The sequence below is a fragment of the Spirosoma lituiforme genome (assembly GCF_054776635.1).
Genome location: NZ_BAAHBO010000003.1, coordinates 376,886 through 396,139, shown reverse-complemented (window position 1 = coordinate 396,139; position 19,254 = coordinate 376,886). Strand labels below are relative to the sequence as shown.

21 protein-coding genes are annotated in these 19,254 nt (G+C 47.4%); 18 read left to right on the top strand and 3 right to left on the bottom strand.

What is annotated here, in order from left to right; all coding sequences use genetic code 11:
• Positions 1-87: 87 nt before the first annotated feature.
• The 16 genes from rpsH (at position 88) to carA (ending at position 10,253) form a co-directional block, all read left to right on the top strand.
• Positions 88-486, top strand: a complete 399-nt coding sequence (gene rpsH / locus ACYU87_RS13915) for a 30S ribosomal protein S8 (RefSeq protein ID WP_461134682.1) — start codon at positions 88-90, stop codon at positions 484-486.
• A gap of 13 nt (positions 487-499) precedes the next feature.
• On the top strand, positions 500-1,057 hold the full coding sequence (gene rplF, locus ACYU87_RS13910) for a 50S ribosomal protein L6 (protein ID WP_461134681.1): 558 nt from the start codon (positions 500-502) through the stop codon (positions 1,055-1,057).
• A gap of 98 nt (positions 1,058-1,155) precedes the next feature.
• The gene (gene rplR, locus ACYU87_RS13905) at positions 1,156-1,509 is read left to right on the top strand and encodes a 50S ribosomal protein L18 (protein ID WP_461134680.1); all 354 of its coding nucleotides are present in this window, start codon (positions 1,156-1,158) and stop codon (positions 1,507-1,509) included.
• Positions 1,510-1,512: 3 nt separating this feature from the next.
• Positions 1,513-2,031: a 30S ribosomal protein S5 gene (gene rpsE / locus ACYU87_RS13900; RefSeq protein ID WP_012930225.1), complete on the top strand. Its 519-nt coding sequence runs from the start codon at positions 1,513-1,515 to the stop codon at positions 2,029-2,031.
• A gap of 18 nt (positions 2,032-2,049) precedes the next feature.
• Positions 2,050-2,229, top strand: coding sequence for a 50S ribosomal protein L30 (rpmD, locus tag ACYU87_RS13895; protein ID WP_046577840.1), 180 nt, complete (start codon positions 2,050-2,052; stop codon positions 2,227-2,229).
• 95 nt (positions 2,230-2,324) lie between these two features.
• The gene (gene rplO, locus ACYU87_RS13890) at positions 2,325-2,801 is read left to right on the top strand and encodes a 50S ribosomal protein L15 (RefSeq protein ID WP_461134679.1); all 477 of its coding nucleotides are present in this window, start codon (positions 2,325-2,327) and stop codon (positions 2,799-2,801) included.
• Positions 2,802-2,833: 32 nt separating this feature from the next.
• Positions 2,834-4,153, top strand: a complete 1,320-nt coding sequence (gene secY, locus ACYU87_RS13885; protein WP_461134678.1) for a preprotein translocase subunit SecY — start codon at positions 2,834-2,836, stop codon at positions 4,151-4,153.
• A 32-nt stretch (positions 4,154-4,185) separates the two neighbouring features.
• The gene (map, locus tag ACYU87_RS13880) at positions 4,186-4,998 is read left to right on the top strand and encodes a type I methionyl aminopeptidase (RefSeq protein WP_461134981.1); all 813 of its coding nucleotides are present in this window, start codon (positions 4,186-4,188) and stop codon (positions 4,996-4,998) included.
• Between the two features lie 7 nt (positions 4,999-5,005).
• The gene (infA, locus tag ACYU87_RS13875; protein WP_009284801.1) at positions 5,006-5,224 is read left to right on the top strand and encodes a translation initiation factor IF-1; all 219 of its coding nucleotides are present in this window, start codon (positions 5,006-5,008) and stop codon (positions 5,222-5,224) included.
• Positions 5,225-5,300: 76 nt separating this feature from the next.
• On the top strand, positions 5,301-5,417 hold the full coding sequence (rpmJ, locus tag ACYU87_RS13870) for a 50S ribosomal protein L36 (protein ID WP_046577847.1): 117 nt from the start codon (positions 5,301-5,303) through the stop codon (positions 5,415-5,417).
• 2 nt (positions 5,418-5,419) lie between these two features.
• Entirely contained in the window at positions 5,420-5,797 is a 378-nt protein-coding gene (gene rpsM, locus ACYU87_RS13865) for a 30S ribosomal protein S13 (protein ID WP_046577849.1), read from the top strand.
• 106 nt (positions 5,798-5,903) lie between these two features.
• Complete coding sequence (gene rpsK, locus ACYU87_RS13860; RefSeq protein ID WP_012930219.1) at positions 5,904-6,299, top strand: 30S ribosomal protein S11; 396 nt, start codon at positions 5,904-5,906, stop codon at positions 6,297-6,299.
• Between the two features lie 77 nt (positions 6,300-6,376).
• Positions 6,377-6,982 carry a 30S ribosomal protein S4 gene (gene rpsD, locus ACYU87_RS13855; protein ID WP_461067787.1) on the top strand — a complete coding sequence of 202 codons (606 nt, stop codon included), beginning with the start codon at positions 6,377-6,379 and terminating at the stop codon, positions 6,980-6,982.
• Positions 6,983-7,166: 184 nt separating this feature from the next.
• Positions 7,167-8,156 carry a DNA-directed RNA polymerase subunit alpha gene (locus tag ACYU87_RS13850; protein ID WP_461134677.1) on the top strand — a complete coding sequence of 330 codons (990 nt, stop codon included), beginning with the start codon at positions 7,167-7,169 and terminating at the stop codon, positions 8,154-8,156.
• 70 nt (positions 8,157-8,226) lie between these two features.
• The gene (rplQ, locus tag ACYU87_RS13845; RefSeq protein WP_461134676.1) at positions 8,227-8,850 is read left to right on the top strand and encodes a 50S ribosomal protein L17; all 624 of its coding nucleotides are present in this window, start codon (positions 8,227-8,229) and stop codon (positions 8,848-8,850) included.
• Positions 8,851-9,149: 299 nt separating this feature from the next.
• The gene (gene carA, locus ACYU87_RS13840) at positions 9,150-10,253 is read left to right on the top strand and encodes a glutamine-hydrolyzing carbamoyl-phosphate synthase small subunit (protein WP_461134675.1); all 1,104 of its coding nucleotides are present in this window, start codon (positions 9,150-9,152) and stop codon (positions 10,251-10,253) included.
• Between the two features lie 28 nt (positions 10,254-10,281).
• Here the strand turns inward: carA and ACYU87_RS13835 are convergent, their stop codons facing one another.
• Positions 10,282-14,310: an AAA domain-containing protein gene (locus ACYU87_RS13835; protein WP_461134674.1), complete on the bottom strand. Its 4,029-nt coding sequence runs from the start codon at positions 14,308-14,310 to the stop codon at positions 10,282-10,284.
• Positions 14,311-14,478: 168 nt separating this feature from the next.
• Positions 14,479-15,543, bottom strand: coding sequence for a TerC/Alx family metal homeostasis membrane protein (locus tag ACYU87_RS13830; protein WP_461134673.1), 1,065 nt, complete (start codon positions 15,541-15,543; stop codon positions 14,479-14,481).
• A gap of 142 nt (positions 15,544-15,685) precedes the next feature.
• On the opposite strand from ACYU87_RS13830, the gene ACYU87_RS13825 reads away from it, so the two are divergent.
• A complete protein-coding gene (locus ACYU87_RS13825; protein ID WP_461134672.1) occupies positions 15,686-16,429 on the top strand; it encodes a glycosyltransferase family 2 protein in 744 nt (247 codons plus the stop codon).
• Between the two features lie 86 nt (positions 16,430-16,515).
• On the opposite strand, the gene lpdA is transcribed toward ACYU87_RS13825, so the two are convergent.
• Positions 16,516-17,916, bottom strand: coding sequence for a dihydrolipoyl dehydrogenase (gene lpdA, locus ACYU87_RS13820; RefSeq protein ID WP_461134671.1), 1,401 nt, complete (start codon positions 17,914-17,916; stop codon positions 16,516-16,518).
• Positions 17,917-18,105: 189 nt separating this feature from the next.
• Between lpdA and prfB the strand changes: the two genes are divergently transcribed.
• A protein-coding gene (gene prfB, locus ACYU87_RS13815; RefSeq protein ID WP_461134670.1) for a peptide chain release factor 2 occupies positions 18,106-19,183 on the top strand; the annotation gives its coding sequence in 2 pieces (ribosomal slippage) (positions 18,106-18,165 and positions 18,167-19,183; 1,077 coding nt in all).
• Positions 19,184-19,254: the final 71 nt, after the last annotated feature.

Here is a 19,254-nt window from a genome sequence, read left to right as displayed (position 1 = left end):
CAGATTCCATTTCTATTTGTAATTCAGTTTCCGTAATTTTGCGAACTTTCTCAAAAAGAGGGGTTTGCAAGTAACGCAACGCTAAGAATGAATACAGATCCAATAGCAGACTTTCTGACACGAGTCAGAAACGCCATCCGGGCTAAGCACCGGGTTGTAGAGATCCCTGCTTCGAACATAAAAAAAGAGATCACCAAGGTTTTGTACGAAAAAGGGTACATCCAGAACTACAAGTTCGATGACAGCACCCCCCAAGGCTCTATCAAAATTGCCCTGAAGTACAATCCAACGACGAAGCAGCCTGCTATCGTTGACATACAACGCATCAGCCGTCCAGGTCTGCGTCAGTATCGGGGAGCCGATAGCCTGCCACGTATCCTGAATGGTCTGGGTGTAGCAATCATTTCTACCTCCAAAGGTGTGATGACAGATAAAGAAGCGAAGACGCTGAACGTTGGTGGAGAAGTATTGTGTTACGTATATTAATCCGAACTGAACGATGTCACGCATAGGTAAGAAACCAATCACCCTCCCTAGCAACGTTACACTGTCTGTCGATGATCAGAACGTGGTAACGGTTAAAGGGCCAAAAGGAACCCTGACTCAATCAGTTGATCCGGATATTTCGGTAGCTATTGAAGATGGTCACATTCAGGTGAGCCGCCCAACTGAACAGAAGCGTCACAAAGCGCTGCATGGTCTGTACCGGTCGCTTGTCAACAATATGGTAACAGGAGTAAGCGAAGGTTTTAAACTGGATCTCGAAGTAATCGGGGTAGGGTATAAGGCGTCGGTTGCTAACAATATTCTCGAACTGCAACTTGGCTATTCACACAACGTGTTTTTAGCTGTTCCGACCGAGATCAAAGTTACGGCTGTAACGGAGAAAGGGCAAAATCCAAAAGTATATCTGGAAGGTTCAGATAAACAGCTTTTAGGTGATGTAGCTGCTAAAATCCGTTCCCTGCGTAAAGTTGAGCCTTACAAAGGCAAAGGTATCCGCTTCATCGGTGAACAAGTTCGCCGGAAAGCTGGTAAATCTTCTTCGAAGAAATAATGTTTGTGGTTTTCTATTTGCGGTTTGTTTACAAGTCAGCAGGCCGCAAATAGAAAACAGAAAACTTTTAAACGCCTATTTGGTCGGAATCAAATAACATGGCAACGAATAAACAAGAAAGAAGACAGCGGATCAAGTTTGGTATCCGGGCGAAAGTTTCTGGCACTGCCGAACGTCCCCGTCTATCGGTTTTCCGTTCTAACAAAGCGATTTACGCACAATTGATTGATGATGTCACGGGTCATACACTGGCGGCTGCATCATCGGTTGAACTGAAAAGCGAAGTCGAAGGAAATACCGTCGACACGGCGAAGAAAGTAGGCCAGCGGTTGGCCGAGAAAGCAGTTGCCAAGAATATCAGCGCAGCTGTGTTCGACCGCAATGGCTACTTATATCACGGTAAAGTAAAAGCATTGGCCGATGCAGCCCGCGAGGGAGGCCTTAAGTTCTAAGCGATGAACATCAATTCAGCAAGACCGACAAAATTTAACGAAGCCGACCTTAAAGAAAAGGTCGTAGCCATCAACCGCGTAGCGAAGGTGGTAAAAGGTGGTCGCCGGTTCAGCTTCTCGGCAATTGTCGTGGTTGGAGACGGTAACGGTGTCGTTGGTTACGGATTAGGCAAAGCCAATGAAGTAACTGATGCCATTGCGAAAGGAGTAGAAGATGCCAAGAAAAATCTGGTACAAATTCCTCTCCTAAAGCGTACGGTTCCTCACGAGATGGAAGGTAAATTCAGCGGTGGCTTTGTCCTGCTGAAGCCAGCTGCTCCGGGTACAGGTGTGATTGCCGGTGGTGCTATGCGGGCTGTTCTTGAGTCGGCTGGTATTCATGACATTCTGGCGAAATCGAAAGGATCGTCGAATCCTCACAACGTGGTAAAAGCTACGCTTGATGCATTGTTGAAGATGCGGCTACCTCACCAAGTGGCTTTCCAGCGCCAGATCAGTTTAGCGAAAGTATTTAACGGTTAATATAAAGGAGCAATAGACATGGCACGAGTACGCATCACGCAGGTCAGCAGCACCATTAAACGACCGCTATCTCAGAAAAACGCAATCAAGTCATTAGGCTTGGGTAAAATCAACCGTAGTGTCGAGTTAGAATACAACGACGCGTTGAAAGGGGCAATCAATAAGGTGCAGCACCTGGTAAAGGTTGAAGAAATTTAATTATCTTTGCGATTCTTTTGGTTTTTAGGCCACAGTGACCGTTGGTTACCTTGGCATCGAAGAGCCAAAAGAATCATCTTTTTATTAATATACCAATGAATTTAAGCAACCTTAGACCGGCAAAAGGTTCCGTCAGAGAGCGCAAGCGAGTCGGACGCGGACAAGGATCAGGCATGGGCGGAACGTCCACGCGTGGTCACAAAGGAGCGCAATCGCGTTCAGGTTACAGTCGTAAAACACACTTTGAAGGTGGTCAGATGCCGCTTCAACGTCGTGTTCCTAAATTCGGCTTCAAAAATATCAACCGCGTCGAGTATAAGCCTCTCAACCTGGATTCCATTCAGGCACTGGTCGATGAGACCAACGTTACTTTAGTTGACATGGAGTTCCTGCTTCAGCACGGCTTGGCCAGCAAGAAAGATCTGGTTAAAGTACTTAGCCGGGGTGAATTGACTACAGCAGTTGAAATTCATGCTCATGCTTTCTCAAGCAGCGCGAAAGAAGCGATTGAAAAAGCAGGTGGTAAGGCTATTGTGCCTACCAAACAAGCAAAAGAGGAAGCAGCTAACTAAGTTGTGAGCACCGTAACGGCCGACATACTTTTATGAATCGACTCATCACCACGTTTAAAAACATTTTTGCAATTGACGAGCTGCGGGGTCGTATCCTGAACACGCTGTTATTTATAACGGCGTTTCGTCTTGGTTCGGCTATTGTATTGCCTGGCGTTGACCCCAACAAATTAAACCTTAATCCACAGGGATTACTTGGTTTGTTGGACACCTTTTTGGGTGGAGCGTTCAGCAAAGCGTCAATTTTTGCATTGGGAATCATGCCGTACATTTCGGCGTCGATTGCTATCCAGTTGCTTACACTAGCCTTGCCTTACTTCCAGAAAATGCAGAAGGAAGGCGAATCAGGTCGCAAGCGATTGAATCAAATTACTCGGGTGCTTACGATTGGTGTAACGGCAGTACAGGCAATTACCTACATTCGGACAACGATTCCTCAGGAAGCGTTATTGATTGATCGGGGATTGTTTACGATTTCTTCTTTGTTTATTCTGACGGCCGGCACCATTTTTTGTATGTGGCTGGGCGAACGAATTACAGATAAAGGTATTGGCAATGGTATCTCGATGATCATCATGATCGGGATTGTCTCACGGCTACCAGGTGCTATCTATGGTGAAGCTCTTTCACGTGGTACAGGTGGTAGTTTGATCTTCGTTCTGGAACTAGTTGGCCTGTTCTTCGTGATTATGGGTGCGGTCGTTCTGACACAGGCTGTCCGTCGTATTCCAATTCAATATGCAAAACAGGTAATTGGTAATAAAGTGGTGGGTGGTCAACGTCAATATCTACCCCTGAAATTAAATGCAGCTGGTGTTATGCCGATCATTTTTGCTCAGGCGTTAATGTTCATCCCAACGTACGTTGCAGGATTATTTGCTGAGAAGAGTGATTTTGCCGCTAGCGTGCAAAATGCATTTCAAAGCTATACTACTTGGCAGTACAACCTGTTGTTCTCTCTGCTGATTATCATCTTCACGTTCTTCTATACAGCAATCTCGGTTAATCCCGTTCAGATCGCTGACGATATGAAGCGCAGTGGTGGATTTATTCCAGGTGTTAAGCCAGGTATCCAGACATCAGAATACATCGGGACTGTACTCGACCGTATCACCTTGCCAGGCGCTGTTATGTTAGCCATCGTGGCAATCTTGCCTGCTATTGCCAACTTGCTAGGTATGACAAGTGGTTTTGCACAGTTTTTCGGTGGGACGTCGCTATTGATCATGGTTGGTGTTGTGCTCGATACATTGCAACAAGTTGAGAGTTATCTATTAATGCGTCGCTACGAGGGTCTGATGAAGTCAGGTCGAGTACAGGGACGTGCTAATAGTGAGACTGTAGCCGCCTAAGTATTATGAGCAGTTCCGACAAAAAGGATAAGATGATTTTTTATCGAAGCGACGATGAAATCAATTTGATAAAAATCAGCGCACAGGTACTTGGAAAAGCCCATGCTGAAGTAGCTAAGCTTATCCGTCCTGGAATAGCCACGAAGGAACTTGATAAGGTTGCAGAAGCGTTCATAAAGGACAATGGCGGTGTTCCATCATTCTTGGGATACAACAAATTTCCAGCTTCACTCTGTATTTCCGTCAATGATGTCGTCGTACATGGATTTCCGAGCAAGTATGAACTTCGGGATGGCGATATTATCTCCATCGACTGCGGAGTCAAACTGAACGGGTACCATAGTGACAGCGCCTATACTTATCCTGTCGGAGAAGTTAGTCCAGCTGTTCGTCGGCTGCTAACCCGCACAAAGGAATCTCTTTACCTGGGGCTTGAAAAAGCAATAGAAGGAAATCGGGTTGGAGATATAGGGTATGCCGTCCAAACGTATGCGGAGAAATTTGGTTATTCCGTGGTTCGCGAATTAGTTGGCCACGGTGTTGGTCAGGATCTGCACGAAGCGCCAGAGGTTCCTAATTATGGTAAACGTGGGCAGGGACCCAAATTGCGTGAAGGTATGATTCTGGCTATTGAACCAATGATCAATTTCGGCAAAAAAGGTGTTGTTCAGGAGCGTGATGGCTGGACAATTCGAACTGTTGATCGGAAGCCTTCCGCTCACTTCGAGCATACGGTAGCTGTACGGAAGGGAAAGCCTGAAATCCTGACAACCTTTGAATACATAGAAGCAGTTACCGCCAATACAAGCCTGATGGTTGACACTCAGGAATTAACAGCGGCTTAGAGCACAGATGGCAAAGCAGAATTCTATAGAACAGGATGGTGTGATTTTGGAAGCATTATCAAATGCAATGTTTCGGGTCGAGTTGGCCAACAAGCATGAGGTAATTGCTCACATCTCCGGCAAAATGAGGATGAATTACATCAAGATTTTGCCAGGGGATCGCGTAAAATTGGAAATGTCGCCTTACGATTTGAGCAAGGCGCGGATTGTGTATCGGTACAAATAAAGGTTTATGATTTACAGTTTTCGGTGTGTATGACTAGCACCGTTGCCGTAAATGTTAAATCGAAAACTGTAGAATCATGAAAGTTAAAGCGTCAATCAAGAAACGTAGTGAAGACTGCGTCGTGATCCGTCGGAAAGGGAAACTGTACGTGATCAACAAAAAGAATCCCCGTTATAAACAAAGACAAGGCTAAGCATGGCACGTATTGCAGGTGTTGATATTCCAGACAAAAAACGTGGCGAAATTGCGCTAACGTACATTTTCGGCATTGGCCGGAGCCGGGCCAAGAAAATTCTGACCGATGCTGGTATCAGCGTAGATAAGAAGGCAAGCGAATGGACCGACGATGAAGCGAGCGCCGTTCGTAACGCGATCTCGAACGAGTACAAAGTTGAAGGTCAATTGCGTTCAGAAGTGCAGTTGAGCATCAAACGGCTAATGGATATTGGTTGCTATCGGGGTTTGCGGCACCGTAAAGGATTACCTGTTCGTGGTCAGCATACGAAAAATAACTCTCGTACTCGAAAGGGTAAGCGGAAGACTGTTGCTAACAAAAAGAAAGTAACGAAATAATTAATCGGTCGCTCATCGTCATACGGCTCATTTGTGGTCAGTTAATGAACATCGTTAGCTGACAAGTAATGAAAATCGGTGACACATTGACGATTACCTACAAACAATGGCTCAAGCAAAACGCAAAGACAAAGCGAAAAAGCGGGTGGTAATTGTTGAACCCGTTGGTCAGGTGCATATCCGGGCTACGTTCAACAACATTATCATTTCGATTACTAACATGAACGGTCAGGTTATTTCCTGGGCATCGGCTGGTAAAATGGGCTTCCGTGGCTCAAAGAAAAACACGCCGTACGCTGCTCAGACTGCCGCTTCTAACTGTGCTGCCGTTGCCCACGATTTGGGTATGCGAAAAGCAGAAGTATTTGTGAAAGGTCCTGGATCAGGTCGTGAATCGGCGATCCGTACCATTCAAAACTCGGGTATCGAAGTAACGACAATCCGTGATATTACCCCGCTGCCGCACAACGGTTGTCGGCCCCCAAAACGTCGTCGCGTATAGTACGGATGGCATGAATAGGGACAGGCGACATTTGGTTGTGTCTGTCCAATGTTTCACTCTTATTCATTCATTGAAGAATGGCACGTTACACAGGCCCTAAGGCCAAGATTTCGCGCAAGTTCGGTGAGCCCATCATGGGTCCGAGCAAAGCGCTTCAGAAAAAGAACTACGGACCGGGTATGCACGGTCGGGGTCGCAAGCGGAAACAATCCGAATATGCACTTCAGTTGCTCGAAAAGCAAAAGGTAAAATATACGTACGGTATCTTGGAACGCCAGTTCCGCGCCTTATTCCACCGGGCACAGGTTCGGGAAGGAATTACGGGTGAGAACCTCCTCAAACTATGTGAAGCCCGTCTGGATAACACCGTTTATCGCATGGGCATCGCTTCATCTCGTCGGGCTGCTCGTCAGTTAGTTTCTCACAAACACATTATTGTGGATGGTGAGGTGGTCAACATTCCGTCTTATTCGCTTAAGCCAGGTCAATTGATCGGTGTTCGTGAGAAGTCGAAATCGCTGGAAGCTGTTGCCTCTAGCTTATCAGCCCGTAATACCAAGCGGTACAACTGGGTTGAGTGGGATGGCCAAGAGTTAGTTGGTAAATTTATCAGCTACCCAGAGCGTGACCAGATTCCAGAGAACTTCAACGAGCAGGCAATCGTCGAATTGTATTCGAAATAATCCAGGGATGGCAATTGCTCTTTCGAGTTTTTGCCTTCTTTCTATAGTTTGCGATTCATGAACAGATTGTTTTGGAGGGCTTAGCCCTTAAGCTGTGAAAAAGCAACAATCGGAATTCTGAAGATCGTGGACACTATTTCAGTCTTCACGCCAAGGCAGAGAACTGCTTTAAAATACGAAACGTATGTCAATTTTAGCGTTCCAAATGCCCGACAAAGTCGTAGTGGAGAAAGCTGACGACTTTCACGGGGTGTTTGAATTCAAACCCCTTGAAAAAGGATACGGTGTAACAATCGGCAATGCGCTACGGCGTATTCTGCTGTCATCCTTGGAAGGATACGCTATCACGAGCGTTAAGTTTCCAGGTGTGCTACACGAGTTTTCATCAATCGAGGGCGTCGTTGAAGACGTGACAGAGATCATTCTGAACCTGAAAATGGTTCGTTTTAAGAAGATCAATGACATGGTCGACAACAAGATCACCGTCAATATTAAGAAACAATCGGTTTTAAAAGCCGGTGATATATCCAAATTCTCGCCATCGTTTGAAGTGCTGAATCCAGAATTGGAAATCTGCCACATCGATGATACACGGGATCTGGAAATGGAAATTTTCGTGGAAAAAGGCCGGGGATATGTACCTGCCGACGAACCACGGGCCAATGAGTTATCCTTCGGGCACATTCCCATCGACGCTATTTACACGCCTATTAAAAACGTGAAATACAGTGTCGAGAATACTCGGGTTGAGCAGAAAACTGACTATGAACGGTTGCTACTCGATATTGAGACGGATGGATCGATTCACCCTGAAGAAGCGTTGAAAGGTGCTGCCTATATTCTGATTCAGCACTTTATGCTATTCTCGGATCAGACGATGACGTTTGAAACGGCGAAACCAGAAGAGGAGAATGTAGTTGACGAAGAAGTACTGCACATGCGGAAACTTCTGAAGACATCACTGGCTGATCTCGATCTGTCAGTGCGAGCTTACAACTGCCTCAAATCAGCTGACGTTCGGACATTGGGTGATCTTGTTCGGTTAGAAATTTCCGACATGATGAAGTTCCGCAACTTCGGTAAAAAGTCGCTGACGGAACTTGAGCAACTTGTGGCAGAGAAGAATCTGACGTTCGGAATGGACGTTGCAAAGTACAGATTAGACGAAGATTAAGCTAGTTTGTGATTTGTAGTTTGTAGTTAGTAGCTACAGACTACAAACTACAAACCACACACTTACTATAATGAGACACGGTAAAAAAAATAACCACCTAAGTCGGACACATTCGCACCGCGAAGCGATGTTGCAGAATATGGCGTCGTCGCTCATCCTGCACAAGCGTATTGAAACCACGCTTGCTAAGGCGAAAGAACTCCGCAAGTTTGTTGAACCTATCCTGACACGGGCTAAAGACGATACGTTTGTGAATCGTCGTGAAGCATTCCGGGCTCTGAATGATAAGGATACGATGAAAGAACTGTTTGGAATAGTGGCGGATAAGATCGCCAGCCGTCCAGGCGGTTACACGCGTATTATCAAGTTGGGCAATCGCCTGGGTGATAACGCTGAAACTTGTTTGATCGAACTGGTGGATTTCAACGAGCTGCTATTAGCCGCGGCTTCGGAGAAAGAAGCCGCAACGACGACAAAAACCCGTCGTAGCCGTCGTGGAACAGGAGCACGTTCAACCAACGACGCTGCCCCCGTTGCTGGAACAGCCGCAGTAGCAGCTACTGAAGAACCTTCTGCTGAAGTCGTTGAAGACGAAACGCCAGTAACTCCAGTGGCTGAAACGACCTCAACGGAAGAAGCGCCTGCAGCTTCTGCTCCAACTGCTGAAGATGACTCGACTGAGCCTAAGGCATAAGTCAGTTTGTGTTAAGTTGCAGAGCAAAGCTGAGATGATTACTTTTGTAAAGCTGAACGAAGGGAAAGCCTTTCGCCAACACGTTCAACAGGGGGAATTTTACAGTCAATGTTCAAAAAAGGGCTACCTGAAACGAGAAAGCAACTTTGGATGACGACGATAGTCGGATCGAAAAAGTTACCGAATCGCTTTATTGGTGGTAATCAAAAAGAAAGTGACTTACACACACATCATATAGAAATGGGTTAACCGTTCGGCGGTTAGCCCTTTTTTTTAGTCTTAAAAGTCAAAACGCATACATGAAACATACGCAACAGCCTGAAGCCCTGCTGGTTTTACAAGACGGGACCGTTTATAGAGGTTTGGCTCTCGGTAAAATAGGTACCGCTGGAGGTGAAATATGCTTCAATACGGGCATGACCGGTTACCAGGAGATATACACCGATCCCTCTTATTACGGCCAGGTCATCATCAACACGACATCACATATCGGCAACTACGGTGTCCTGAATAATGCCGAGCAAGAGTCGGGTGGGGTGAAAATTCGGGCCATGGTCTGCAATTTTTTCTCGAATATCCATTCCCGCTATACGGCAGATGGTTCGTTACAGGACTACTTCGAGAAGGCAAACATCGTTGGCATTCATGGTGTCGATACCCGGCAGCTTGTTCGTTACATCCGCTCGAAAGGGGTCATGAATTGCATTATCTCTTCCGAGATACTTGATCCGGTCGTGCTGCTTGCCGAATTGAACAAAGTACCCGATATGGATGGGCTGGAGCTTTCTTCCGAAGTATCTACTAAGGAAGCTTACGAACAGGGCGATCCGGAATCTGCTCTGCGCGTAGCTGTACTGGATTTAGGTGTTAAACGAAGCATTCTCAGCAACTTTAACGAACGGGGTGTATTCTGCAAGGTATTTCCCGCCCGGACGTCTCACGCGGAATTAGCTGCCTGGAAACCGAACGGTTACTTCATCGCGAACGGGCCTGGTGACCCAGCAGCTATGCCTTATGCGGTTGAGACTGTTAAAGAAGCTCTGGAAACGGAAAAGCCACTATTCGGCATTTGCCTTGGCCACCAGATTTTATCGCTGGCCAGTGGTATTTCAACATACAAAATGCACAACGGCCATCGTGGTTTGAATCATCCAGTTAAGAACCTGATCACAGGCCATTGTGAAGTGACGTCGCAAAATCATGGATTCGCGGTTCAGGCTGAAGAAGTGATGGATCACGCTAACGTTGAGCTAACACACATCAACCTGAATGATAAGACTATTGAAGGGATCCGTCGGAAAGACAAGCCAGCTTTCTCGGTGCAGTATCACCCGGAATCCTCGCCTGGCCCGCATGACTCCCATTACCTGTTCGATCAGTTCATCGGTATGATGAAAGAATAAAGGAAAGCCTGGTGAAAGCCAGGCTTTTTTAGTTACCTTCTTTACGCCAGAATTCACGGCTCCACATACGTCCGAAGGGCCAATCACGGGCTTGTAACGCCATCGGAAGATAGGCATGAGCCTGCTTGATTGTCTGTTGATAATAAGCCTCGTCATCGGTTAAAATGAGTGACTGGTACGTACCATCTACGGCCTTTACGGTTAAGTCGGCGAAGGGTAGTTCTACTTGCCAGGTGGGATTCTGCGTAGCCAGTCTGTCGCTTAGCAAGACGCCTGATGGGTGCGCCTGTTGCGGTGCTGGTGTAGGGCAAAACCGTTTCTGGGCTACATGCAAGGCATAGGTCAAGTAAGCCTTCAGTAACTTCGGCCCTTCGTTAGCGGTGTCAGCTATGATGAGTTGATCAGGCCATAGACTCGTGATGACATGTACCCGTTCCCTGGCGCGCGTAACGGCTACGTTTAATCGATTTTCACCCCCTTTTGTATTTAAGCTACCAAATTGCATGGCCAGACGACCATACTCATCAGGCGCGTACCCTATTGAGAAAATGATAATGTCGCGTTCATCTCCCTGTACGTTTTCGATATTTTTGACGAATACGTGCGAGGCCATCATTCTCTCGGGGGACAAAGCCAATAAACCATCCTCCTTACTTTCCAGCATGTCCTGAATCAATTGCTGCTGCGGAAAATTGAAGGTCACAATGCCTACTGAACGGCCCGGTAACTCAGTCATTAACTGATCGAGAAGGTGTATAACAGCCGCAGCTTCGACAGGGTTCGTCTGGTGTTGCCAGGTGCCTTTCACATTCGTGTACCGAATGGCTGGTTCCTGCTGATTTATCTCGTCAAAATGTGGCAGGAGCGACAGTTTGTTCTGATAGAAATGCTCGTTTGAAAAGGTAATCAAATCGAGTGATCGGCTACGGTAATGTTCCGTAAGCGACAATTGCGGTAATTCCTGAGCGGCCAGTTCAAGCAGGGATTCGACCTCAATGGCGGCTGGTACTTCCTCATATGGTTCAGTTTCCTCTAAACGGGTTCGATACAAATCACTGGGGCGCAGTTGCTGGTTGTCGCCTGTAATAACAACCTGTTTACCCCGGGCCATAGCCGGTACGCCATTCTCGGCAAAACATTGTGAAGCCTCGTCAAAAATTACAAGATCAAACAAGTCTTCCCGTAGTGGAAACATCGCGGAAACCGACTCGGGTGATGCCAGCCAGCAAGGCACCAGCTTGAATACTTCATCAGCAAACGACTCCATCAGCTTTCTGACGGGCCAGACATTCCGCTTTTTGGTTACCTGATGCTGTAAATCACGGTAGCTTACAACGTTGTTCAGCCGGTTGAACGTTAGATTTCTATAGGTGCGTTCGCGTAGTTTTACGAGCAGAATATCCCGGCTTAGCGCCTGTTTACGCTGAATACTCTCCTGGAGTGCCTGTTCCAGCTGAGTCATTTTAAGCGATGATACACTTCGGAGTTCCGGGTACTTTTGCTCAATATGTTCCAGCCAGGCAGCTTGAAGACTGTTTCGTACTGTATTGACCCACACGGCTGTATCAAAATCCGCCAGTCGCTCTACAACGATCTTTTCTACACCAGAAAATTCTTCCTGAAGATGGTCGGACTCGACAAGTAAGTCAAAATCGTTTTGCAGGACCTGGCGAAGCTGAGCAGCATACGTGGAATCAGCCCAAACCTTCGCTAGTTGATTCGCTGTTAAATAAGTAAGGGATTCGGTTTGTTGCTGAGCGACGGTATTCGCCAAGTGTGTAATTTTTTTCACCTGAGCCGTGAACGACATATACGTTTGCCAGGCAGAAAAGGGTAAATGATGGATCAAGTCGATTTTTGCCAGGCGTTCTACTAAATATCGTGCTCTCCGAATGAGCCGCAAGCTTTCCGGTGACGTAGAGAGAGGTAGACCCTCAAAGACAGGAGCTACTTCATGGCGGATGGCTTCCAACCGAATTCGCTGATTGACCCTCGTTACCAGTGTTTGTAAGTCTGGCTCGGACAAGCTCAGTTTGTTGGCTGCCGCGACTGCCTGTAATTGCGTTTTGCCTGCATTTGTCAACTGCCACCAGTTCCAGCTTATCCAGGATGAACGAGCGGCCAGGGCGTCGGTTAATAAGTCCCGGAAGGCACGCAGATCGGTGGTTGCTACTGATAATTCCGGACCGGGTGCTACCAGAGCCTCATCCCAACGGGCAGCCAATTCGTCCAGACGGGATTCATTGGTCGTTAAGGCTGGATGGGTACTTATACCGCGCAACGGAATAACAACTTCCCAGAGAATTGACGCATCGGGTACGTCGAGCAGGGCAATCAGCGCGGATAAATCCCAGGCAAGCGTCTGCCAGGTCTGTAGCTCAGCGAGTGAAAGAGGGCGGTCAACCAGTGCCGTGGTTTGTTCATCAGTTATTTGACGAAGCTGATGCCAGCTGGCAATTGCTTGATTGGCTTTACGTAAATCGGCATTGGTAAAAGCCGAAAAACTGACCCGGTCTGCCCACATATGTTGCTGCCCCAGAGCCTGTCGATAAGCCGTAAAGCTGGTTAGGCGGTGGAGGAAGTTGTCTACACGATCCAGACGAAACTGTTGATAAACGTCTGCCAGTACAAGCGTTGGTCTATCGCTCCTTATGGGCTCTACCGTCAGATATAACTCTTTCGCCGATACACCGCTCTCAGTCGTATCGAACAGGGCATTTTTAACGAGTTGTAAGGCCGCAGCGGTCTCATCGATCCGGCTGCTTTCGACGTCAAAATTACGCTCGAGCAATACGGCGTTCAAACTGTTATTTTGCTGTTTATACGCTTCAATCTGGTCAATCTGGGCGGCAATCTGGGTGTATAGCCCCCGTCGATCCTGCTGAAAATCGTGAATGAGGGCTAAAAAAGGCGTCATGCCTACTCCTTGCAGGCGTTCCTGAACCACATCAAGAGCGGCCCGTTTCTGGCAAACCAGTAGAACCCGCTTTCCCGACGCAGCTGCATCGGCCATTAGGTTGGCAATTAACTGGGACTTACCTGTTCCTGGAGGTCCCTGCACAACCAGCGATTGTCTCGCTCTTACCGCCCGAACAGCCGCTTCCTGCGACGCATCCATGGGTAACGGTGTATGAATGTGCTTTTCGGGAAGCGAGGAGTGAAGAGTGCGGGGAAAAGAACTATCTGGCGGTGAAAACGAGGAAAATGAATCAGCGAAATTGTCACTTTCGGATGGCTCTTCGCCCCCCGCTTCTGGTTCCCGGAGCGCCGGTCGCTCACTTCTTTCTATCAACCTGTCATAATCCGGCACTAAAAACGAACCGGCCTGTGGAAAGATGCCCAGTACAGCCTCCGGATAGAGTTTCAATTCTCCTGTCCGTTCGAGTTGAGTAAGGTCTTTGGCTGACTGTTTAGTAAAGAAATGAAGCTCGTTGGTAAATAAATTCTGATTAAAATTAATATCTAATTGACTGGCTTTGAGCCATTCATAAAGCTGTGTCCGAAAAACAAGGGAATCTCGGTCAAACTCATCGACTGTTTTTTCAATAAGTTCATCCGGTAGTTTTACCTGATTGAAATGCTGATACGCCAAAGCGAAGGCCGGATTCAGAAAAGCCAGTTCATCACTCCGCCGGACCAGTTTCCAGTATTTTCCCTGTTGCTCAATTTTTACCGGAAAAAACAGAAGAGGGCCGTGAACAACTGATTCATCCAGAAACTTGCCTTTCACGAAGGGCCAGCCAACATATAAATCGTCTGTACCTCGCTCTTCCTCAATAAAGCGGGCCGTTCGGGCAATGCGCCGGAGTGTACGACTGACTTCATTGCTGCGTTCCTGACGGGGGTCGATCACTTCGCAGAGCGATACTGACGCTTTACGACCAATCAACTCCGCAATGATGGTGAAAGACGATTTATTGAGTAGAAAGTCTGTTTCGTGTAAATCCAGAAATTGACCGGCGGGCAGGGTAGTTAATAACAGAGATCGATTACGACTGCTAAGGTTCGTTAAGCGTCGGCGAAAGGTTTTGAGTATGGCAGTGTGCGCAAACGTCATCTGATGAGCGAAGTGTCTTACGCAACAGTAACGTTTATCGGGCGGAAAGTATTCGTTGTCTCTGCGGACTATGTTCTGCTAGCACGAACGACCAGACATGACCCAGCAAAAAGGCCACCGAAGTAGGTTCTTCAGTGGCCTTTTTGCTGCTGCTGCTCGCTTGAATGCTTATTCCTCCGCTGTTTTCTTTTCGGGTATCAGCCAGGATGCCAGAACGCTGACCGTTAGGATACCGACGATGATATACAACGAATAAACGGGTTTGAATCCGTGGTCTGCCAGCCAGTGCTCCGCCAGCATTTTGGCACCGATAAAGGTGAGCAATACGGCCAGGCCCACCTTCAGAAAGCGGAACTGGCTCATGATACTGGACAGGAAAAAGAACATGGAACGAAGCCCCATAATGGCAAAAACGTTCGAGAAGAAGACGATGTACGGATCTTTCGTGATCGAGAAAATAGCCGGAATGGAATCAACCGCGAAGACAAGATCCGTGAACGAGATAACGATTACAATCAGGAACAGGGGCGTTACGAACAGCTTTTGGTCTGATTTCCGGCGGATGAAGAAATTATCGGAAACGTTGCGGTTGTATACGTTCAGGTATTTGCTGGCAAACCGCACCACCGGATGCGTGGATGGATCGATTTGCTCGTCCTCTTCTTTCTGGAAAAAAAGTTGAATACCCGTATACACCAGAAACGCGCCGAAAAAATACATGATCCACTCGAACCGCTGAATAAGAGCCGAGCCCAGGAAGATGAAAATAAAGCGCAGGACAATGGCTCCCAGAATTCCCCAGACAAGAATCTTCTTGTAATACCGTTGCCGAACGCCGAACGAGTTGAATATCAGGATAAAGACAAAAATATTATCGGCTGATAGCGAGTATTCAACCAAATACCCGGTGATGTACTCCAAAGACATATTAGCCTGAAACTTGGCCAGACTGGCCTCAAAGTTGCCCGGAACGAGCTTAACATGTTCGGCGTATTTATTGCGTACTTCTTCGAGCCGGGCCATGTTGGTTATTCCGTGAACAAGGTATCCGAAGTGTTGCAGAAAAAAGTAGAAGGCAACGGATAAGGCAACCCAGATGGCACTCCAGATAGCTGCTTCTTTAAACTCGACGACGTGACTTTTTTGCTTGGAAAATATCCCTAAATCAAACGCCATGATGACCAGGACGAACGCAGCAAACGCCAGGAAAAACAAAGTTTCGTTGGAAAGCATACAAAAACGGCGGATAGAAAATGGATGATCTATCGCTCGGAAAGATGAGAAAATTTTACAAATCTACGCCCAATCCACTGAAGCTGTGGGCTTCTTGTGGTAAATAATTGGCATATTCATAACAACCCATTAGTTTTGGCCTATGTTTAATGGCAAAAAAGTTATTGTAGTAATGCCCGCGTATCGGGCAGCTCTAACACTGGAGCGTACGTATAAGGAAATTCCCTTCGATCTTGTAGATGATGTTATTCTTGTAGATGATGCCAGTCCCGATAATACGGTTGAAGTAGCCAGGCAATTGGGCATTCGTCATGTTATCCGGCATGACAGGAACAAAGGATATGGCGGTAATCAGAAAACATGTTACGCGAAAGCCATGGAACTGGGTGCTGATATCGTTGTGATGCTTCACCCTGATTACCAGTATACACCGTTGCTGCTGCCTGCTATCATAACCATCATTGGTAATGGCCTGTATCCCGTCGTTTTTGCGTCACGAATTCTCGGCAAAGGCGCATTGAAAGGGGGAATGCCTATGTACAAATACATTGCCAACCGCTTCCTGACATTTACGCAAAATCTGCTGATGAACCAGAAACTCTCTGAATATCATACGGGTTATCGGGCATTTTCGGGTGAGGTATTGCGTAGTCTGGACTTTACACACAACTCTGATGACTTCATTTTCGATAACGAAATGGTCGCTCAGATTTTCTTTAAAGGGTATGAGATTGGCGAAGTCACCTGCCCCACCAAATACTTTGAAGAAGCGTCATCCATCAACTTTAAACGAAGTTCGATTTACGGTCTCGGCGTTTTGCGAACCTCACTGCTTTACTTCCTGACCAAAATTGGGCTGGCTAACTGGAACGTGCTGAAAAAGTAAACATCTGCGATTTAGACAAAAACGGTCCGCCCCCGATGAAATTCCATCGGGGGCGGACCGTTTTTGTCTTCTTTTCTAGCTGAAACCTACAGGTGAATCGCTTCGCCGTAAGCGGCTTCGGTAGCATCTTTAATAGCCTCCGACATGGTTGGGTGGGGGTGAACCGTTTTCAGGATCTCTTCGCCCGTTGTTTCTAATTTACGAGCCGCTACAACCTCCGCAATCATCTCGGTTACGTTCGCACCAATAAAGTGAGCACCCAGGAACTCGCCATACTTGGCATCAAAGATAACTTTCACAAAGCCCTCAGGTGCACCCGCTGCTTTTGCTTTACCCGACGCCGAGAAAGGAAACTTACCTACTTTGAGTTCGTACCCTGCTTCGCGGGCCGCTTTTTCGGTATAGCCCACCGACGCAATTTCGGGTGTGCAATACGTACAGCCCGGAATGTTGTTGTAGTTCAGCGGCTCAACGTGCGGTAAACCGGCAATTTTCTCGATGCAAATGATCGCTTCGGCCGAGGCTACGTGTGCCAGTGCCTGTCCTTTCGTTACGTCGCCAATGGCGTAGTACCCTTCAACGTTGGTACGATAGTAATCGTCGGTTACAATTTTACCTCGATCAACGGCGATGCCCAGCTCTTCCAGGCCAATGTTTTCGACATTAGCCACGATACCGGCTGCCGACAGAACAATGTCCACGTCGAAGGTTTTCTCCCCGTCCGGTGTTTTTACGAATACTTTACAGCCATTACCGCTGGTATCTACTTTCGTTACTTCCGACTTGGTGAAAATATCGACGCCCAGTTTTTTGTACTGTTTTGCCAGTTCCTTGGAGATGTCTTCATCTTCAATGGGCACAATAGTCGGTAAAAATTCAACGATGGTCACCTTGGTGCCCATGCTGGCATATACGTAAGCAAACTCGACGCCAATGGCACCGGAACCAATCACCAGCAGGCTATCGGGTCGCTTTTCGAGAGTCATTGCTTTGCGGTATTCAATTACTTTGTTGCCATCAATGGGGACACTCGGCAACTGGCGGGCGCGACTTCCCGTGGCAATGATAATGTGTTTAGCTTCGTACTCCGTAACCTTGCCATCGGCCGCCGTTACGGCTACTTTTTTGCCGGGTATTACTTTACCGACGCCGTTGATAACGTCGATTTTGTTCTTTTTCATCAGAAACTGAACACCCTTGCTCATGCTATCGGCAACACCCCGACTCCGTTTGATAACGGCGCCGAAATCGGCCTTCGATTCGCCCGAAACGGTGATACCGTAGTCGGCAGAGTGCTTTATATAGTCAAAAACCTGCGCCGATTTCAGCAGGGCTTTGGTTGGGATACAGCCCCAGTTCAAACAGATACCGCCCAGGCTTTCGCGCTCGATAACGGCTGTTTTCATACCCAACTGCGACGCCCGGATAGCAGCTACATAGCCGCCCGGTCCGCTACCCACAACGATTACATCGTACTGTGAAGCCATTAGTTAATGAATGAATTTGTAGAATGAATAAAATAAACGCTCCTTAGGAGGAGAACGCAAAGGTAGGCTGAAAAGTTGATACCCGAAGTAAACCTGTACCTCGCCTTGTTTTGTTCTATCTTTGTTGTTTATAGAAGGTCCACAACAAAGCCTTCTGTCATTGTATAAATTAACCAGTACGACAAGTTCATGACAACCGACCAGTTGACCGACTTGAGGGCCAGAGTAGAGGCCCTGAGGGGGTATCTTTGACTACGATACTAAGAAAGAACAGTTAGCCGAGCTGGAACAGCAGACCTTCCAGCCCGAATTCTGGAACGACGCGGCCCGTGCCGAGGGCGTTATGAAGCAGGTTCGAACGCTCAAAGGCTGGACCACAAGCTATGAAAAACTGAATAGTCAGTTCGGGGATCTCGAAACGCTTTTTGAATTCTACGAAGCAGGCGACGTATCCGAGGAAGAAGTTGATCAGGAAGGACGCAACGTGGCTGCGACGCTCGAAGATCTGGAGCTCAAAAAGATGCTTGGTAATGAGGAGGATCAGCTTAGTGCGGTTCTCGAAATCAATGCCGGCGCGGGTGGCACCGAAAGTCAGGACTGGGCTGATATGCTCTATCGGATGTACATGCGCTGGGCCGAAAAGCATGGCTACGGTCTGAAACAGGTCGATTACCAGGATGGCGATACGGCGGGTATCAAATCGGCGACGATTGAAGTAGATGGTCCGTTGGCGTATGGCTTTCTGAAATCCGAGAACGGCGTTCACCGGCTGGTGCGTATTTCTCCATTCGATTCGAATGCCCGGCGACATACATCGTTTGCTTCCGTGTACGCCTATCCACTGGTCGACGATACCATTGAGATTGAAGTGAATCCAGCTGATATTGATTGGGATACATTCCGGTCCGGGGGAGCGGGTGGTCAGAATGTGAACAAGGTTGAAACGGCGGTTCGGTTGAAACACAAGCCATCGGGTCTGATCATTGAATGCCAGCAGGAGCGTAGCCAGCTACAAAATAAGGAAGTAGCTATTCGGCTTCTGAAATCGAAACTCTACGAAATTGAGGTTCAGAAACGGAACGCAGCCCGTGCGGAAGTAGAAGCCAGCAAGCAGAAAATCGAGTGGGGATCTCAAATTCGATCCTACGTTCTCGACGACCGACGCGTAAAAGACCACAGAACGGGTTATCAAACATCCAATACCGAAGCGGTGCTGGATGGTGATATTGATCCCTTTATTAAAGCTTTTCTGCTGGAGCAGGAGTAAGGTTATATTGCCACGGCGCCCCAACCGGTTTTTGTGTTTTTTTATGCCTGACCATGGTTCAATAAAATCTG

What these genes read in the sequence shown, in the direction of transcription:
- secY (WP_461134678.1), top strand. Translation starts at nt 2,834, where the DNA reads ATGAATCGACTCATCACCACGTTTAAAAACATTTTTGCAATTGACGAG.
- ACYU87_RS13850 (WP_461134677.1), top strand. Translation starts at nt 7,167, where the DNA reads ATGTCAATTTTAGCGTTCCAAATGCCCGACAAAGTCGTAGTGGAGAAA.
- ACYU87_RS13835 (WP_461134674.1), bottom strand. Translation starts at nt 14,310, where the DNA reads ATGACGTTTGCGCACACTGCCATACTCAAAACCTTTCGCCGACGCTTA.
- ACYU87_RS13825 (WP_461134672.1), top strand. Translation starts at nt 15,686, where the DNA reads ATGTTTAATGGCAAAAAAGTTATTGTAGTAATGCCCGCGTATCGGGCA.
- lpdA (WP_461134671.1), bottom strand. Translation starts at nt 17,916, where the DNA reads ATGGCTTCACAGTACGATGTAATCGTTGTGGGTAGCGGACCGGGCGGC.
- rpsM (WP_046577849.1), top strand. Translation starts at nt 5,420, where the DNA reads ATGGCACGTATTGCAGGTGTTGATATTCCAGACAAAAAACGTGGCGAA.
- carA (WP_461134675.1), top strand. Translation starts at nt 9,150, where the DNA reads ATGAAACATACGCAACAGCCTGAAGCCCTGCTGGTTTTACAAGACGGG.
- rplR (WP_461134680.1), top strand. Translation starts at nt 1,156, where the DNA reads ATGGCAACGAATAAACAAGAAAGAAGACAGCGGATCAAGTTTGGTATC.
- rpsK (WP_012930219.1), top strand. Translation starts at nt 5,904, where the DNA reads ATGGCTCAAGCAAAACGCAAAGACAAAGCGAAAAAGCGGGTGGTAATT.
- rpsH (WP_461134682.1), top strand. Translation starts at nt 88, where the DNA reads ATGAATACAGATCCAATAGCAGACTTTCTGACACGAGTCAGAAACGCC.
- rpmD (WP_046577840.1), top strand. Translation starts at nt 2,050, where the DNA reads ATGGCACGAGTACGCATCACGCAGGTCAGCAGCACCATTAAACGACCG.
- rplQ (WP_461134676.1), top strand. Translation starts at nt 8,227, where the DNA reads ATGAGACACGGTAAAAAAAATAACCACCTAAGTCGGACACATTCGCAC.
- rpsD (WP_461067787.1), top strand. Translation starts at nt 6,377, where the DNA reads ATGGCACGTTACACAGGCCCTAAGGCCAAGATTTCGCGCAAGTTCGGT.
- ACYU87_RS13830 (WP_461134673.1), bottom strand. Translation starts at nt 15,543, where the DNA reads ATGCTTTCCAACGAAACTTTGTTTTTCCTGGCGTTTGCTGCGTTCGTC.
- infA (WP_009284801.1), top strand. Translation starts at nt 5,006, where the DNA reads ATGGCAAAGCAGAATTCTATAGAACAGGATGGTGTGATTTTGGAAGCA.
- rplF (WP_461134681.1), top strand. Translation starts at nt 500, where the DNA reads ATGTCACGCATAGGTAAGAAACCAATCACCCTCCCTAGCAACGTTACA.
- rpmJ (WP_046577847.1), top strand. Translation starts at nt 5,301, where the DNA reads ATGAAAGTTAAAGCGTCAATCAAGAAACGTAGTGAAGACTGCGTCGTG.
- rplO (WP_461134679.1), top strand. Translation starts at nt 2,325, where the DNA reads ATGAATTTAAGCAACCTTAGACCGGCAAAAGGTTCCGTCAGAGAGCGC.
- map (WP_461134981.1), top strand. Translation starts at nt 4,186, where the DNA reads ATGATTTTTTATCGAAGCGACGATGAAATCAATTTGATAAAAATCAGC.
- rpsE (WP_012930225.1), top strand. Translation starts at nt 1,513, where the DNA reads ATGAACATCAATTCAGCAAGACCGACAAAATTTAACGAAGCCGACCTT.